Source organism: Pseudomonas sp. OV546 (assembly GCF_900116845.1).
GTDB lineage: Bacteria > Pseudomonadota > Gammaproteobacteria > Pseudomonadales > Pseudomonadaceae > Aquipseudomonas > Aquipseudomonas petroselini.
Genome location: NZ_FPCE01000012.1, coordinates 99,717 through 114,152, shown reverse-complemented (window position 1 = coordinate 114,152; position 14,436 = coordinate 99,717). Strand labels below are relative to the sequence as shown.

The 14,436-nt window shown below is 60.6% G+C and carries 13 protein-coding genes; 3 read left to right on the top strand and 10 right to left on the bottom strand.

The features are described from left to right. The first annotated feature begins 159 nt into the window (after positions 1–159). The 3 genes from BM403_RS24110 (at position 160) to BM403_RS24100 (ending at position 4,633) form a co-directional block, all read left to right on the top strand. Entirely contained in the window at positions 160–1,908 is a 1,749-nt protein-coding gene (locus tag BM403_RS24110; RefSeq protein ID WP_043205255.1) for a phosphoethanolamine transferase CptA, read from the top strand. A gap of 114 nt (positions 1,909–2,022) precedes the next feature. After that, positions 2,023–4,266 (top strand): TonB-dependent siderophore receptor, encoded by a 2,244-nt coding sequence (locus tag BM403_RS24105; RefSeq protein WP_093545346.1) that lies wholly within the window; start codon positions 2,023–2,025, stop codon positions 4,264–4,266. A 145-nt stretch (positions 4,267–4,411) separates the two neighbouring features. Next, a complete protein-coding gene (locus tag BM403_RS24100) occupies positions 4,412–4,633 on the top strand; it encodes a hypothetical protein (protein ID WP_012723877.1) in 222 nt (73 codons plus the stop codon). Positions 4,634–4,739: 106 nt separating this feature from the next. Here BM403_RS24100 and BM403_RS24095 read toward each other — a convergent pair whose 3' ends face one another. The 10 genes from BM403_RS24095 to BM403_RS24050 all read right to left on the bottom strand — a co-directional run bounded on the left by BM403_RS24095 (position 4,740) and on the right by BM403_RS24050 (position 14,421). Beyond that, positions 4,740–5,231 (bottom strand): GNAT family N-acetyltransferase, encoded by a 492-nt coding sequence (locus tag BM403_RS24095; RefSeq protein ID WP_093545343.1) that lies wholly within the window; start codon positions 5,229–5,231, stop codon positions 4,740–4,742. A gap of 172 nt (positions 5,232–5,403) precedes the next feature. Continuing rightward, positions 5,404–6,507, bottom strand: a complete 1,104-nt coding sequence (zapE, locus tag BM403_RS24090) for a cell division protein ZapE (protein WP_093545340.1) — start codon at positions 6,505–6,507, stop codon at positions 5,404–5,406. Positions 6,508–6,522: 15 nt separating this feature from the next. After that, positions 6,523–6,858, bottom strand: coding sequence for a nuclear transport factor 2 family protein (locus BM403_RS24085; RefSeq protein WP_012723874.1), 336 nt, complete (start codon positions 6,856–6,858; stop codon positions 6,523–6,525). A 52-nt stretch (positions 6,859–6,910) separates the two neighbouring features. Then, entirely contained in the window at positions 6,911–7,627 is a 717-nt protein-coding gene (locus BM403_RS24080; protein ID WP_012723873.1) for a helix-turn-helix transcriptional regulator, read from the bottom strand. A gap of 227 nt (positions 7,628–7,854) precedes the next feature. Continuing rightward, complete coding sequence (pepN, locus tag BM403_RS24075; protein WP_093545337.1) at positions 7,855–10,512, bottom strand: aminopeptidase N; 2,658 nt, start codon at positions 10,510–10,512, stop codon at positions 7,855–7,857. A gap of 13 nt (positions 10,513–10,525) precedes the next feature. Next, on the bottom strand, positions 10,526–11,356 hold the full coding sequence (locus tag BM403_RS24070) for a DUF2797 domain-containing protein (RefSeq protein WP_012723871.1): 831 nt from the start codon (positions 11,354–11,356) through the stop codon (positions 10,526–10,528). Beyond that, complete coding sequence (locus BM403_RS24065; protein WP_012723870.1) at positions 11,353–11,613, bottom strand: YeaC family protein; 261 nt, start codon at positions 11,611–11,613, stop codon at positions 11,353–11,355. The genes BM403_RS24070 and BM403_RS24065 overlap by 4 nt, the downstream gene beginning before the upstream one ends. A gap of 50 nt (positions 11,614–11,663) precedes the next feature. Then, complete coding sequence (locus BM403_RS24060; RefSeq protein ID WP_064053847.1) at positions 11,664–12,587, bottom strand: tetratricopeptide repeat protein; 924 nt, start codon at positions 12,585–12,587, stop codon at positions 11,664–11,666. After that, complete coding sequence (locus BM403_RS24055) at positions 12,587–13,072, bottom strand: hypothetical protein (RefSeq protein ID WP_012723868.1); 486 nt, start codon at positions 13,070–13,072, stop codon at positions 12,587–12,589. The genes BM403_RS24060 and BM403_RS24055 overlap by 1 nt, the downstream gene beginning before the upstream one ends. Then, the gene (locus BM403_RS24050; RefSeq protein WP_012723867.1) at positions 13,072–14,421 is read right to left on the bottom strand and encodes an ATP-binding protein; all 1,350 of its coding nucleotides are present in this window, start codon (positions 14,419–14,421) and stop codon (positions 13,072–13,074) included. The genes BM403_RS24055 and BM403_RS24050 overlap by 1 nt, the downstream gene beginning before the upstream one ends. Positions 14,422–14,436: the final 15 nt, after the last annotated feature.

Sequence of the window (14,436 nt, the reverse complement as noted above, 5' to 3'; positions counted from 1 at the left end):
CCTCGTCACCACTTTGTAAGATAACGGCTACATAAATCTCACAAAGTTTTCACATGCCCCTCCCGATACTCCCGCCCGAAGGGCCACCCCATGCAAGGGTGGCCTCTGTTGCGTGCGCCCCTGCGCGTCAACTGAAAAATTATCGGGTTGGAGCGCTGGATGGCGATGTTCAAACGCAGCACCACGTCTGCGAAAGGCTTTGATTGGGCCGGTTTTGGCTGGTTGTTTCTGTTTTTCTGGTACTTCTCGGGTATTACCCAACTGCTGATCCAACTGACCGGCACCTCCGGTTTCAGTGGCTTTCGCCAAGCTTTTTTCATGAGTGCGCTGTGGCTGGCGCCGATGCTGCTGTTCCCTCGCCGTACGCGCCTGCTCGCCGCCTTGATCGGTGTGGTGCTATGGGCGTGCTCCATGGCCAGCCTGGGTTATTTCTTCATCTACCAGCAGGAATTCTCCCAAAGCGTCATCTTCATCATGTTCGAGTCGAACATCTCTGAAGCCGGCGAATACGCCACCCAGTATTTTGCCTGGTGGATCGTGCTGGCGTTCATCGCCCACACCGCCTTCGCCGTATTCCTGTGGACGCGCCTGCGCCCGGTCTACCTGCCTCGCGGCCAGTCGATGCTGGCAGCCGCAGCGATTGTTGTGGCGGTGGTGGGTTATCCGCTGGTCAAGCAGATCGCCACCAGTGACAACATGGAACAGGCCATTGATCGCTTTGAAACCCGTATCGAACCCGCCGTGCCGTGGCAGATGATCGTGGCGTACCGTCGCTACACCGAACAGCTGGACAACATGCAAGGCATGCTCACCAGCGCCAGCCAGATCCCGCCCTTGAAGAACCTCAAGGACAGCATGGCCGGCCAGCCGTCCACGTTGGTGCTGGTGATCGGCGAGTCCACCAACCGTCAGCGTATGAGCCTCTATGGCTACCCGCGCAACACCACGCCCGAGCTGGACAAGCTGCGCGACCAACTGGCCGTGTTCAATAATGTCATCACCCCGCGCCCCTACACCATCGAAGCGCTGCAGCAGGTGCTGACCTTCGCCGACGAAGAAAACCCGGACCTGTACCTCAAGACCCCGTCGATTGTCAGCGTGATGAAGCAGGCCGGCTACAAGACCTACTGGATCACCAACCAGCAGACCATGACCAAGCGCAACACCATGCTCACGACGTTCTCGGAACAGGCCGACGAGCAGGTGTACCTGAACAACAACCGCAACCAAAACGCCCGCCAATACGACGGTGACGTGCTCGCGCCCTTCTCCAAGGCCCTGGCCGACCCTGCCGAGCGCAAGTTCATCGTGGTGCACTTGCTGGGCACTCACATGAGCTACCAGTACCGCTACCCGCCGACCTTCGATAAGTTCACCGACCGCCAGGGCGTGCCGGATGGCGTCAGCGATGCACAGTTGCCGACCTACAACAGCTACGACAATGCCGTGCTGTACAACGACTTTGTGGTGTCGAGCCTGATCAAGGACTACGCCAAGACCGACCCCAACGGCTTCCTGCTGTACCTGTCGGACCATGGTGAAGACGTGTTCGACTCCGCCGGCCACAGCACCCTGGGCCGCAACGAAGGCAAGCCGACAGCGCCGATGTACACCATCCCGTTCATGGCCTACGCCTCACCGAAATGGCGCGAAACCCACGACTGGAGTTTCGCCGGCGACCTGCAACGCCCGTACAGCAGTTCGCAGTTGATTCATACCTGGGCCGACCTGGCCGGGCTGAGTTTCGATGAATGGGACCGCAGCAAGAGCCTGGTCAGCGACAGCTTCAAGCCACGCCCCTTGTTGATCGGCAACCCCTACGAGCGCCAGCAGAAAGGCTTGATCGACTTCAGCCTGATCAAACCGAAAAAGGCCACCACCGAGGTGGTACTCCAAGCTCCGCTGTAACAGAAAGATAACAATCATTCTCGTTTAAGCCTAAAGTTCCACGCCTCCTTTCGTCTTTGAGCCAAGGCCTTCTCTTACTGAGAAGGCTGCAAAGACGACAAGGAGTCTTCCGCGATGTTTGCGCCCTTTACCCGTTCCATGACCTTTACCCTCGGCCTCTTCAGCGTGGTGGTGAGCCCGGACCTGCTGGCTGAAACCGACCCCGAAAGCTACACCCTCAAAGACAACACCCTCGAACTCGGTGCCACACGCATCAGTGCCGACGGCCTCGGGGCAACCACCGAGCACACCGGGGCCTACACCACCGGTTCGATGAGCACCGCCACCCGCCTGAACCTGTCCGTCAAGGAAACCCCACAGTCCATCTCGGTGATCACTCGCCAGCAAATGGATGACTTCAACCTCAACACCTTGACCGAAGTGCTGCGCCAGACCACGGGCATCAACGTCCAGCACAACGACTCCGACCGTGTGTCCTATTCGTCCCGTGGCTATGGCATCAACAACTTCCAGATTGACGGGATGCTCAACACTTTCGGCTACATGAAGTCGGATTCCGATACCATCATCTACGACCGCATCGAGGTGGTTCGCGGTGCCACGGGCTTGACCACCGGCGCCGGCGACCCGTCGGCCACGGTGAACATGGTGCGCAAGCGCCCCACCGCCCAGTGGCAGGCCAAAACCGGCATCAGCGGTGGCAGCCATGACAACTACTACAGCTACGTGGATGTCGGCGGCCCGCTGGCGTACGACGGCAAGCTGCGCGGGCGCACGGTGCTGGCCTACCGCGACAGCCAGTCGTTCCGCGACAACTACGGGCTGCAGCGGGCCGTCGGCTACGGCATTCTCGAAGGCGACCTGTCAGACGATACCGTGCTGGCCGTGGGCTTTGATTACCAGAACAAACAGGTACAAGGCACTTCCTGGGGCACCGTGCCTTACTGGAACAGCCAGGGTGGCAAGGCCGGGCTCTCACGCTCCACCAATATGGCGGCGCACTGGAGTTCCTGGCCACTGACGGACAAGACCACCTTCGCCACCCTCGACCATCGCCTGGGCGGCGACTGGCATGTGAAGGCCGTCTACACCCATCGACAAAGCGACACGGATGGCAAGGTGTACTACGGCGGTGCGGGGTTCCCCAACGATGACCGCAGCGGCATGACGGCATGGGCAAGCCATATGCTCGGCACCTCGAGAATGGAGGCGGTTGACCTCAACCTCGCCGGCAGCTACGCGTTGCTGGGTCGAGAGCATGAACTGATGATGGGCTATGGCGAGGCCACGCAACGCGACGTCTCCCCCTTCATGCGCAGCAGCCTGCCTGCCAGCTACTACAGCATCGAAGACTGGAAACACATGGACGGGATCGGCAAGTTTGCCGACACCGTCACCGACCTCAAGGGCGAGCACAGCAGCAAGCAGCAGAAGGCCGGCTACCTGGCCACGCGCCTGAGCCTGACCGAACGCTTGCATGCGGTACTGGGCAGCCGTTACGGCAGTTGGGAACTGGTCAGCGCGGCGCCTGCCTATAACGCCGACAACCAACTGACCGCCGCCAACAAGACCCGCCAGACCCACAACGATATGTGGACGCCCTATGCCGGGCTGCTCTACGACATCACCCCGCAATACACCGTTTACGCGAGCTACACCGACATCTTCAAGCCGCAAAGCCTAAAGGACGCCAGCAAGAAATACCTGGAGCCCGTGGTGGGCAGCAACTATGAGGTGGGGCTCAAGGGCAGTCTGCTGGAGGAGCGACTGAACGTGGCGGCTGCGTATTTCTGGAGCACACAGGACAACGTCGCGGAGCGGGATGATTCGGTACCGCCGAACCCGACCACAGGCGAGGAGTACTACAAGTCCGGTGGTAAAGGTAACAAGGTGAATGGCTTCGAGCTGGAGGTGGCCGGCGAGGTGATGCCGGACTGGAACCTGACGGCAGGCTATACCTATACCCACTCGGTGAATGGCTCGGACAAGCGCAATAACACCGGCCAGCCGCTGAACCTGCTGAAGGTGTCCAGCGCCTACCGGTTACCGGGCTCATGGCGCAACCTGACGGTCGGCGGCGCCGTGAACTGGCAGAGCGAAATCTATGATTTCAGCAACAGGCCGACAGGCGCACGGGACAGCGACGGAAACCGGATCACCACGCGGGCGAAAATCACCCAGCAGGCCTACTCCGTGGTCAACCTGATGTCGCGCTACCAGTTTGACGAACATGTTTCGGCGTCGGTCAACGTCAACAATCTATTTGATAAAAAATATTACGAGCGCGTCGGTTTCTATAACGGCGTGTATTGGGGGGACCCACGTTCGATCACCTTGGCACTGGATTGGAAGCTGTAAGACTTTTTAACCAGGAGTTAACGAAATTGTTAACTTCTGGTCTTTTTTCGCGTTAATTCCTACTTAATAAACCGACTCCACACTCGCCCCATGAATCTGATCAAGGACAGAGCGGATACCGATCACTTTTAATGGGAACACTGCCATGAAACTCTCCACCTTGATGCTTGCCACCCTGATGACCCTGACCTCCGCCGCGGCCTTTGCCGAAGGCGGTTCGGAGCGCTCGAAGGCGTTCTACAACGACTTCGCGTTCATGCAGCAAAAGACCCACGGCACCGCTGAACAAACCGCGCAGGCCGATGGAAAAAACATGAAGAAAGAGGCGGCCGATAAATCCACCGCCGAGCAACAACCGAATACTTGATTCAACTGCGCATTTGATTTAACCGCACTGCCCTTTACCATTCCGCTCCTATGGCTAAGGTGAACTTGGCGCCATTTAATGGCGCCTTTTTTTTGCCACTTATTGATTAAAGTGGTTTGTTCCAGAACAACATGCGCCCATGGGCCGGATCAAATTTCGAGTCATCAAAGCCGAACTTTCGATACGCCGCTTGAGCCACATCATTGCCCTCCAGCACCTCCAAAGTGATCTTGCAGCAGCCCCGCTGCCGGGCGATTTCCTCGACCTTCTGCAGCATTTTCTGGCTCAACCCCAAACCACGAAAAGCACCCATCACCACCACGTCGTGGACGTTGACCAGCGGGCGGCACGCAAACGTGGAGAAACCTTCAAAGCAGTTCACCAGCCCCGCCGGCTCACCCCCCACAAACGCCAGCACGCTGAACGCATGGGGGCGCTTTGCCAGTTCACCCGGCAGTTGCTCCAGCAGGTCGGTGGGCAGGCTGTGGCCTCCGCCCATCGGGTCTTCGGCGTAGTGGTTGAGCACATGGCCAATCGCTTCGGCATGCACGGGGTTGGTGTAGCTGGCTTGCAGCACCAGGATATCTGGGGTGTCCATTTCCATCCTCGATCACGATTACAAGGGAATCGCTCCCTGTGAGGGGCACGATTGTAAGCGTGGAGCAGGAGGCAGATGAAGGAGATTAACTACAAATATGCGCATGAAAGCGCGAAGGTTGACCCTTCGAAAATTCGCAATCAGCCGATTCCGAGGTTTTTTCGCACAGACGTCAGCCAAAGCGCTGCAATTGCATTTCTTGCAGACGGCTCAGTGTCCTGCGAAACGGGAATTCCAGATAGCCCTCGGTATAGAGGCTCTCCAAAGGCACCTGCGCTTCGATAAATAACGGCACTTTGCGGTCGTAGCACTCGTCCACCAGGGCAATAAACCGACGTACGCTGTCATCGTGCACCGACAACGCCGGCAATTCGCGATCACCGGCCACCACACGCAGGGCACCGTCTTCGGTGCCGCGTGCAATCCGGCCCGGGCGTTTCTGCGCGCTGAGGTTGGGCACTTCGCCCAGCAGGATCGCCTTGAAGCGATCGCACAACAGCATGAAATCCATTGCGGCCAGGGGCTGTTCGCACAGGTCGGCGTAGCGGCACCAGAGCACGGTGGCGCCGGACCGCACGGCGACGATGGAACGATGCCCCACGACAACCGGCCCGCTGTGGGTGGGCTGGCCTTCGGCCAACTGCTCGAACACGCCCGCCAGCGCCTCGGGCTGATTGACCCAGTAGCGCTGAATACCAGCGCCCGGGTGCAACCGGTGATCCTCCCCGCCGTCCACCGTGACCACTTGCATGTGCTGCTTTATCGCCGCGATCCCCGGCAAAAAACGCTCCCGGTTGAAGCCATCGGCATACAACTGATCGGGCGGTTGGTTGGACGTGCAGACCATCACCACACCCTCCTCGAACATCACCTGGAACAGGCGCCCGAGGATGATCGCGTCACCAATGTCATTGACGAACAGTTCATCGAAACACAACACGCGCACTGCCTGGCTCAGTTCCCGCGCCAAGGCCTGCAAGGGGTCGTGAGTACCGGTCAGTTGGAACAAGCGCTGATGCACCCACCCCATGAAGTGATGAAAATGCTGGCGGCGCGCAGGCACCCGCAGGCTTTGGTAGAACTGATCCATCAACCAGGTCTTGCCACGTCCGACCGGCCCCCACAGGTACACACCGGCAATCGGCGCCTGGCCGTGGTGCAGGGCATCGTGGCAGGCTTGCAGGGCATCCACCGCCTGGCGCTGGGCGTCGTCGGCAACGAAACCCGGTTGAGCAATGGCGTGTTGGTAGGCAGCGAGGGGCGAGTCGAAAGTCATGCCCGCCAGTATGACCTACAGGGAAATATCCAGCCGTGAAATCTTGCCCTGCGCATTCAACCGAAAGGTGTAGCGCAGCTCCAATGGGCTGCCGGGGAAATTGCCGGACACCACATTGCTGACCAACACCTTGCCGGTACGATGTTGCACCTTGAGCACTTCGACCCGTGGTTGGTAACGACGCCCGGTGTCTTCCATCCAGCGCGCAATGGCGGCGGTGCCAACACGGTGCTGGCCCTCATCGAACACGTTGGCATCCTCGGCAAAACACTCGGCGACAGCCGAGGTGTCACGGGTATTGGCCGCCGCGAGATAGGCCGCGATGGCCGGCGCCAACTCAGGGATAGACATGGCACAGCTCCTTTCTAGATGATTTGTGCGGCCATGCTAAGCCAGGGTTGTGTCAGTTTTTGTCAGGAGTAAACGGCGCGGACTCACTCTGCTCCATCAACTTGCGCCAGGCCCGCAGCCAGTCACTGCGGCGCCCCGGATAACGCTCACCGCACGCTTCGGCACTCGCCACACGGTCGGTACGAAAGGTGCGATAGGCGCCGCGTAACTCGCACCAGGCCACGATCACCCGCACCTCATTCAAGAACCCCAGGGCCAGTGGCCAGATCAGGCGTTGGCTTTGGGTCTGGCTGGCGTCCGCGTAATCGATGTGCAACTTGGCCTGGTGGCGGATGGCATCGCGAAATACATTCAGGGGCACACGGTTTTCCGGGTAGCCGAACCCTGGCGGACCGGGCAGCAGCGTCGGGTTGCGCAAGGCTTCCTGGGCGGCCGGGTCAAGCACGTCGGCGATTTTTGCCAGGGCATTGGCGGCGGCGCGACTGAGCACGTCATCGCCGCGCTGGTCCACATAACGCAAGCCGAGCACGATGGCTTCGGTTTCCTCGGCGTTCAACATCAAGGGCGGCAGAAACAAGCCGCTGCGCAGCACATACCCTACCCCCGCCTCGCCAAAAATCGGTGCGCCCAAGGCCGTCAGCTCAGCAATATCACGGTACAACGTACGCTCGGACACCTCTAACTGCGCCGCCAGCACGGCAGCGGTCACCGGACGTTTCTTGCCCCGCAGGGCCTGGAGCAAAGTCAGAAGACGAGTGGTACGCGACACAGGAATGCCTGCCGAAATAGGAAACGTGCCGCAGCTTAGCAGAGCCCCCTGTCAGAAAACGTCAGCAGTAAAAAAGCCCCTTGACCGCCTGCATTGCAGGCTGGGGTCAGGGTCAGGGTCTGCGAAAATAAGACACCCTGCGAAAGCGCAGCCCTCGCAGGGTGTGGGGGAGACCACCTCATTAAACGGCCTGGTGAACAGGCCGTTTTTTTATTCAACAATGCCGCTTACGCAAGGCTCTTGCTGACCACCTCAAACACATCACTCGACAACTCGCCGGACGCCAGAATGCGCTCCAGTTCCGCCTTCATCAGTGCCTGGCGGGCGCTGTCGTATTTGCGCCAGCGGGTCAGCGGGGCCAACTGGCGCGAGGCGATTTGCGGATTGAAGCTGTTCAACTGGATCACCAGGTCCGCCAGGAAGCGGTAGCCCGAGCCATCCGCCGCATGGAAGTTGATCAGGTTCTGCCCGGCAAATGCGCCGATCAATGCGCGCACCTTGTTCGGGTTCTTCAGGGTGAACGCCGGGTGCTCCATCAACGCCTTGACGCGCTCCAGCCCGCCCGGCAACGTGCTGCCGGCCTGCACGCTGAACCACTGGTCCATGACCAATGGGTTGTCCTTGAAGTTTTCGGCAAACACCGCCAATGCCTGGGCCTTCTGCGCTTCGAACGGCGAATTCACCAACACCGCCAGCGCGGTCAGGCGCTCGGTCATGTTGTCGCTGGTGTCGAACTGTTCCAGTGTCGCCGCCAACACGTCCGGCTTGCCGCTGAGCATCAGGTAAGACAACGCAATGTTCTGCAATGCGCGCCGGGCAAAGTGCTCAGCCGCCGCCACGTACGGCGTTTGCTTGGACAGCGCGCGATTGGCCTGGTAACGCAACCACAGCGCTTCATGCAGGTTGTCCGCCAGTTGCTTGCGGGCAAACTCACGGGCCGCATGGATAGCGTCCACATCCGCCACTTCGCTGATTTCAGTCAGGTAGGCTTCACCCGGCAGCGACAGCATTTCCGCCACCATCGCCTGGTCCAGACGCTCGTCGCTCAGCACACTGCGCAACGCAGTGATCAAGCGCTGATCCATCTTCAAGGCCTGGCCTTGTTGATGCTGGGCAACCAGTTCCTGCAACACCTGCACCGACAACTGCTGGCCGGCATCCCAGCGGTTAAAGCCGTCGCTGTCATGCTGCATCAGGAACATCAGTTGGTCACGGCTGTACGGGAAGCTCACCTTCACCGGCGCCGAGAAACCGCGCAGCAGCGAAGGCAACGGCTGCTCCGGGATATCAACGAAGGTGAAGGTCTGCTCGGCCTCGGTCACCGAAATCACCCGTGAGGTGGCACCCGCAGCCGCCTCGCCGGCCAGGCGCAAGGCAATACCTGCGCCCTGCCCGTCCAGCAAGCCCAGCTCCACCGGGATCACGAACGGCAGTTTTTCCACCTTGTCCGGGGTTTCCGGGCAGCTCTGGCGGAAGGTCAGGCTGTAGGTCTTGGCCGCGGCGTCGTAGGACTCGCTCACCGCCAGGCGCGGCGTACCGGCCTGGCTGTACCAGCGCTTGAACTGGCTCAGGTCGGCGCCGTTCGCGTCTTCCATGGCCTTGATGAAGTCGTCGCAGGTCACGGCCTGGCCGTCATGGCGTTCAAAGTACAGGTCGCTGCCTTTGCGGAAGCCTTCGGCGCCGAGCAAGGTGTGGATCATGCCGACCACTTCCGAGCCCTTTTCGTACACCGTCAGGGTGTAGAAATTGGAGATCTCGATAAAGCTGTCCGGGCGCACCGCGTGGGCCATCGGGCCGGCGTCTTCGGCGAACTGGTGGGTACGCAGGTAGGCCACATCCTGGATACGCTTGACCGTGGCCGAGTTCATGTCAGCCGAGAAGCCCGAATCACGGAACACGGTGAAGCCTTCCTTGAGCGACAGCTGGAACCAGTCGCGACAGGTCACGCGGTTGCCCGACCAGTTGTGGAAGTATTCGTGGGCAACGATCGCCTCGACCCGCTGGTGCGCGGCGTCGGTGGCGGTTTCGGCACGGGCCAGCACGGCGCTGGAGTTGAAGATGTTGAGGCCCTTGTTCTCCATGGCGCCCATGTTGAAGTCGTTCACGGCGACGATCATGAAGATGTCGAGGTCGTACTCGCGGCCATAGGTTTCTTCGTCCCAGCGCATCGACTTCTTGAGGCTGGTCATCGCGTGCTGGCACTTGTCGATGTTTTCCGGCTCGACGTAGATGCGCAGTGCCACTTCACGGTCCGTCATGGTGGTGAAGGTGTCTTCGACACACCACAGGTCACCGGCTACCAGCGCGAACAGGTAGGCAGGCTTCTTGAACGGGTCTTCCCAAGTCGCCCAATGACGGCCGTCTTCGCCAGGACCGCTGGCGATCGGGTTGCCGTTGGACAGCAGGATCGGGTAGCGATGTTGCTCGGCGATCACCGTGGTGGTGAACGTGCTCATCACGTCCGGGCGGTCGAGGTAGTAGGTGATCTTGCGGAAGCCTTCGGCCTCGCACTGGGTGCAGAACATGCTGCCGGATTTGTACAGGCCTTCCAGGGCCGTGTTGGTTTCCGGGTGGATTTTTACCGTGGTATCAAGGGTAAAAGTCTCGCTCTTGGGATGCACCGTCAGGTGACTGTCGGTCAGTTGATAATCATCGGCCGTCAGTTCCTGATCGGCCAGGTTGACACTCAACAGCTCCAGTTGCTGGCCGTCCAGCACCAGCGGCGGCAAACCGGCGCCGCGCTCAGGGTTGCGGCGCATCACCAGTTGCGCGTGGACCAGGCTGTGGTCCTCGAACAACTCGAAGGTCAGGTGCGTCTCGTCGATCAGGTAGTCCGGCGCCTGATAGTCCTTCAGGTAAATCATCTTCGGTTGTTCGGTGCGCATGGGTGGCATCCTTCTACTGATGCACGGCGAGCTGGTAGGCCGTGTACTTACGAATATTGATAACGCCGGTGTCGAAGATCAGGTATTGGCCCTTGATCCCCAGCAGCGTGCCTTCGGCTATCGGGTTTTTGTCCAGGTTGAAGCTGACGATCTTGGTCGGATACTGCTCGACCGGATAACGGATTTCGATCGGTTCAATGTCGGCAATCGTTTGGATGGCCTGCAAGCCAAAGCGTTCCTGCAGACTCACCAGGCCTTCGGCGCAGGAGGCGAACAGATCGTCACGCACCTGCTTGAGGTCGACCGATTGCGCATCGCCCTTGAGCAGCGCACGCCAGTTGGTCTTGTCGGCCACCTGGCTGCGGAACAGGTCCTCGACGAAGCCCGATTGCTGGCGGGTGGCCACGCGCATGATCGGCAACGCCTGGCTCGCCCCCTGGTCCAGCCAGCGCGTCGGCAACTGAGTGGCGCGGGTAATGCCGACCTTGATCCCCGACGAATTCGCCAGGTACACCACATGGTCGGTCATGCAGAATTTTTCGCCCCAGCCTGGATCGCGGCAGGTGCCGGCGTCGTAATGGCAACGCTCGGGGCTCATGATGCACAGGTCACACTGGGCCAGCTTGGTCATGCACGGGTAGCAATAGCCCTGGCTGAAGCTGGTCTTGGTCTTGCGGCCGCAATGGCTGCAATGAATGGCGCCGAGGTATTCCAGGCGCACGTGAGTGCCGATCAACGGGTTGACCGGCACCTCCGTATCGCCGAGGCGAAACGCGTATTGAACGGTCGGCTCACCGAGTTGCACCGACATCTTGCTGACTGCACCGCGACCAATTTCAATCAATGGATCGCATCCGACTTGAACAGGATGTTCGGCACGGTGGTCGATTTCGACTGGCATTCCTGCGGCCCCATGTAACCGGTGCGCTGCTCTTCCGGCAGGTTCTGGAGTTCCCAGGCGATCATCGCCTGCAACGACAGCTCGCGCTGCTCGGCGGTGAGCTTGCGGCCATCGGACCACTTGCCGATTTCCACGGCGAGCTTGAGGCTCTCGTAGATGTCCGGGGTGATGTTTTCGATCATTTCAGCAAAAGATGACATGTGAACAGCCTCTGAGGTTCAGCGAGTACAGGGTTGACGGGCCCGGCCCGTCAGAATTCCTTGGAGAGCTTGACCTGTACAAGCTCTTTGTCCAGCAAGCGCCGGAAGATCTGCGGCGCCGCGAAGGTGTAGGCGGCAAACGCCAGCCACAGCCAGTTGACCATCTCCGCCACTTGCGGATAGCCCTGGTCCGTCAGCGTAATCACTACAACACGGTAGACCACGAACATGCACAGCAGCAGGATGATGGCGCGGGTGGCGCTGCGCTCGTTCATCCAGCTATTGAAACGCCACCAGGTGCCGAGGAACACATTGCTGCGTGCCTTGACTGCCGTGAGCAGGTGCAGCGCGGCGACGTTGGTAGCGTTCTCCTGCAAAGCCCAGATCGCGTGGTCGCGGGCGCCATTGATATCCCCTTCACGCAACAACAGGTGACCGAGCACCACCACCGCTGCCGCATTCGCCGGGTCAGCCTGCAAGGCCTGGCGGGCGAATTGATACGCCTGGTCCCATTGGCTGCTGGCACGGTGGAACTGCGCCAGGGCCACCAGGTTAGCGGGGTCGTCGGGGCCCAGTTGCAAGGCTTTTTCCAGCGGCTCGCGGCTCTGCGCCAGGCGTCCGGTAAGCTGGTACAACTCGGCCTGGCAACGGTAATACGCCGGGTTCAGCGGCTCCATGTCCAGCAGTTGGCTCACGTGTTCCTGGGCCAGCTTGAACTTGCGCAAGGCAATCGCTACTTGCGCGGCGGCATAGTGGGACAGCGGCAGTTGCGCGTCGGCGGCCAGGGCCAGTTGCACTTCGCGCTTGGCAGCATGCACGCGGCGCATGTTCATCAAGCAGATCGCCAGCAAGGCATGCGCCTCAGCGGAATGCGGATCGCTGGCCAGCAGTTGGCGCAGTGCGTCGATGGCGCCGTCATTGTGGTCAGCCTGCAGGCGCTGGTAGGCCAGTTGCAGCAGATAGTCGGTATTCATCAGCTCACCACCAGGTACCACAGGGTGTACGGCAGCCATTTGACGACCATGCCTTTGAGCACGAAGCCACCAATCAACGCCAAGGGAAAACCAAAGCGGCTCAGCTCGCCGCCGTAGTACTGGTAAATCTCGATGGTCGCGTTTTGCTGCATATACAGCAGGTAACCCAGGGTGAGTTTCCACACCACCAGCACCAGCAAGGCGTATTGGATTTGCGCCTGGGTTTGCAGATAACCGGCGCCCACCAGTTGCAGCAATACAAAACCGATCACGAGGCTGCCCAGCAGTGCCACGCCGGCCAGCACCCATTCGCGCACCCGCGTCGGGCTGCCGACGGCGATGGAGTTGAACACAAACCACGGCAAGCCCAGCCAGGCACCGCCCAGCATCAGGCCCAGCAGCGGCCAGAACGGCGAGACCGCCCACTTGGCCAAGGCGCCGGGGCGCGGTTCATCTTCGATGCGATACCCACCGTACTGCGCCATCAGCGACCCTTCCCGTGTTTGTCGAGGAAGGCCAGCACTTCGTCGTACTGGTTGCCTTCATTGGCATACCGCGCGTAGTTACGCGCCGTGGTCAGCCATTCCAGGGTGGTGGCGCGCACTTCTTTCAAGGCGTGCTTGAAATGCCGGTCACAGATCGACTGTTCGGCGCCACTCTCGATGGACGCTTCAATGGCCTCGTCGGCGGCGGTTTCCACCAGCTCGCTGAGGTCGGCGCCGGAGAAGCCCGAGGTGTTCTTGGCCAGGAAGGCAAAGTCGATGTCGTCGGCCATGGGGCGGCCTTTCATCATCGCCTTGAGCATCGCCTCCCGCGCCGGGCGATCCGGTGGCGGCACAAACAGTACGCGGTCAAACCGGCCGGGGCGGCGGAATGCCGAGTCGACCGACCACGGCACGTTGGTCGCGGCAAGGATCAGTACGCCGTGGTTGTCATTGGTAAAACCGTCCATCTCGGAGAGGAACTGGCTCACCAGCTTGGACGAGGTCGACTCGCGGGTATTGGCGCGTTTGCCACCGAGCGCTTCAACCTCGTCGAAAAACATCACCGCCGGTGCCTGGGCCCGCGCCTGCTCGAACAGCGCGTGCAACTTGCGTTCGGACTCGCCGATGTACATATCCAGCACATCGGAAATCGCCACGTTGAAAAACGTCGCCTTGCATTCCCCCGCCGTCGCGCGGGCCAGCATGGTCTTGCCGCAGCCCGGCGGGCCGTACAGCAGCACCCCGCCGCCGACTTTCTTGCGAAAGCGCTGGAACAGGCCCGGTTTCTGGTACGGCAGGATGATCTTTTTATGGATGGTCTTTTTCAGCTCATCCAGACCGCCGATATCATCGAAGGTCAGGGTTTCGTTTTCCGGCACCAGCAGGCGCACGACTTCGCTCTGGTCGGTGTCGTCATTGGAGATCACGCGCAGCCGCGGGCGGCCCTCGGCGCCTGGGAAGTCCACCACCGACACATTCAGGCGGCGCCACAACGCCATGTCTTCCAGGGCCGGGTTGGCGTCCACCGCTGCGCGGTATTCCACCTGGGCTTCCTTGAGGCGCTCCAGTGCCGCCAAGGCACGGGCCTTGAGCAGGCGCGCAGCGGGGTCTGCACCTTCGATCAAGGGCAACGCCTTCTGCGCTTGCCCATCGGCCAGCAACAGTTGCGCCGCCGCCAGCTTCAAGGCTGCGGCCTCTGGCCATTGCTCAAGGTCGGCCGGCAACAGCTTCAACCCGCGCGCGTGTTCGCCACGCTCAAGGCTGGCGCCCAGCAACAGGGTCAGCAGTGCGACGTTGCCGGGGGCAGCGGACAGCGCGGCCTCCAGCTGGTCGAACGTCGAATCATCCATGGAGGTTCCTCAAAA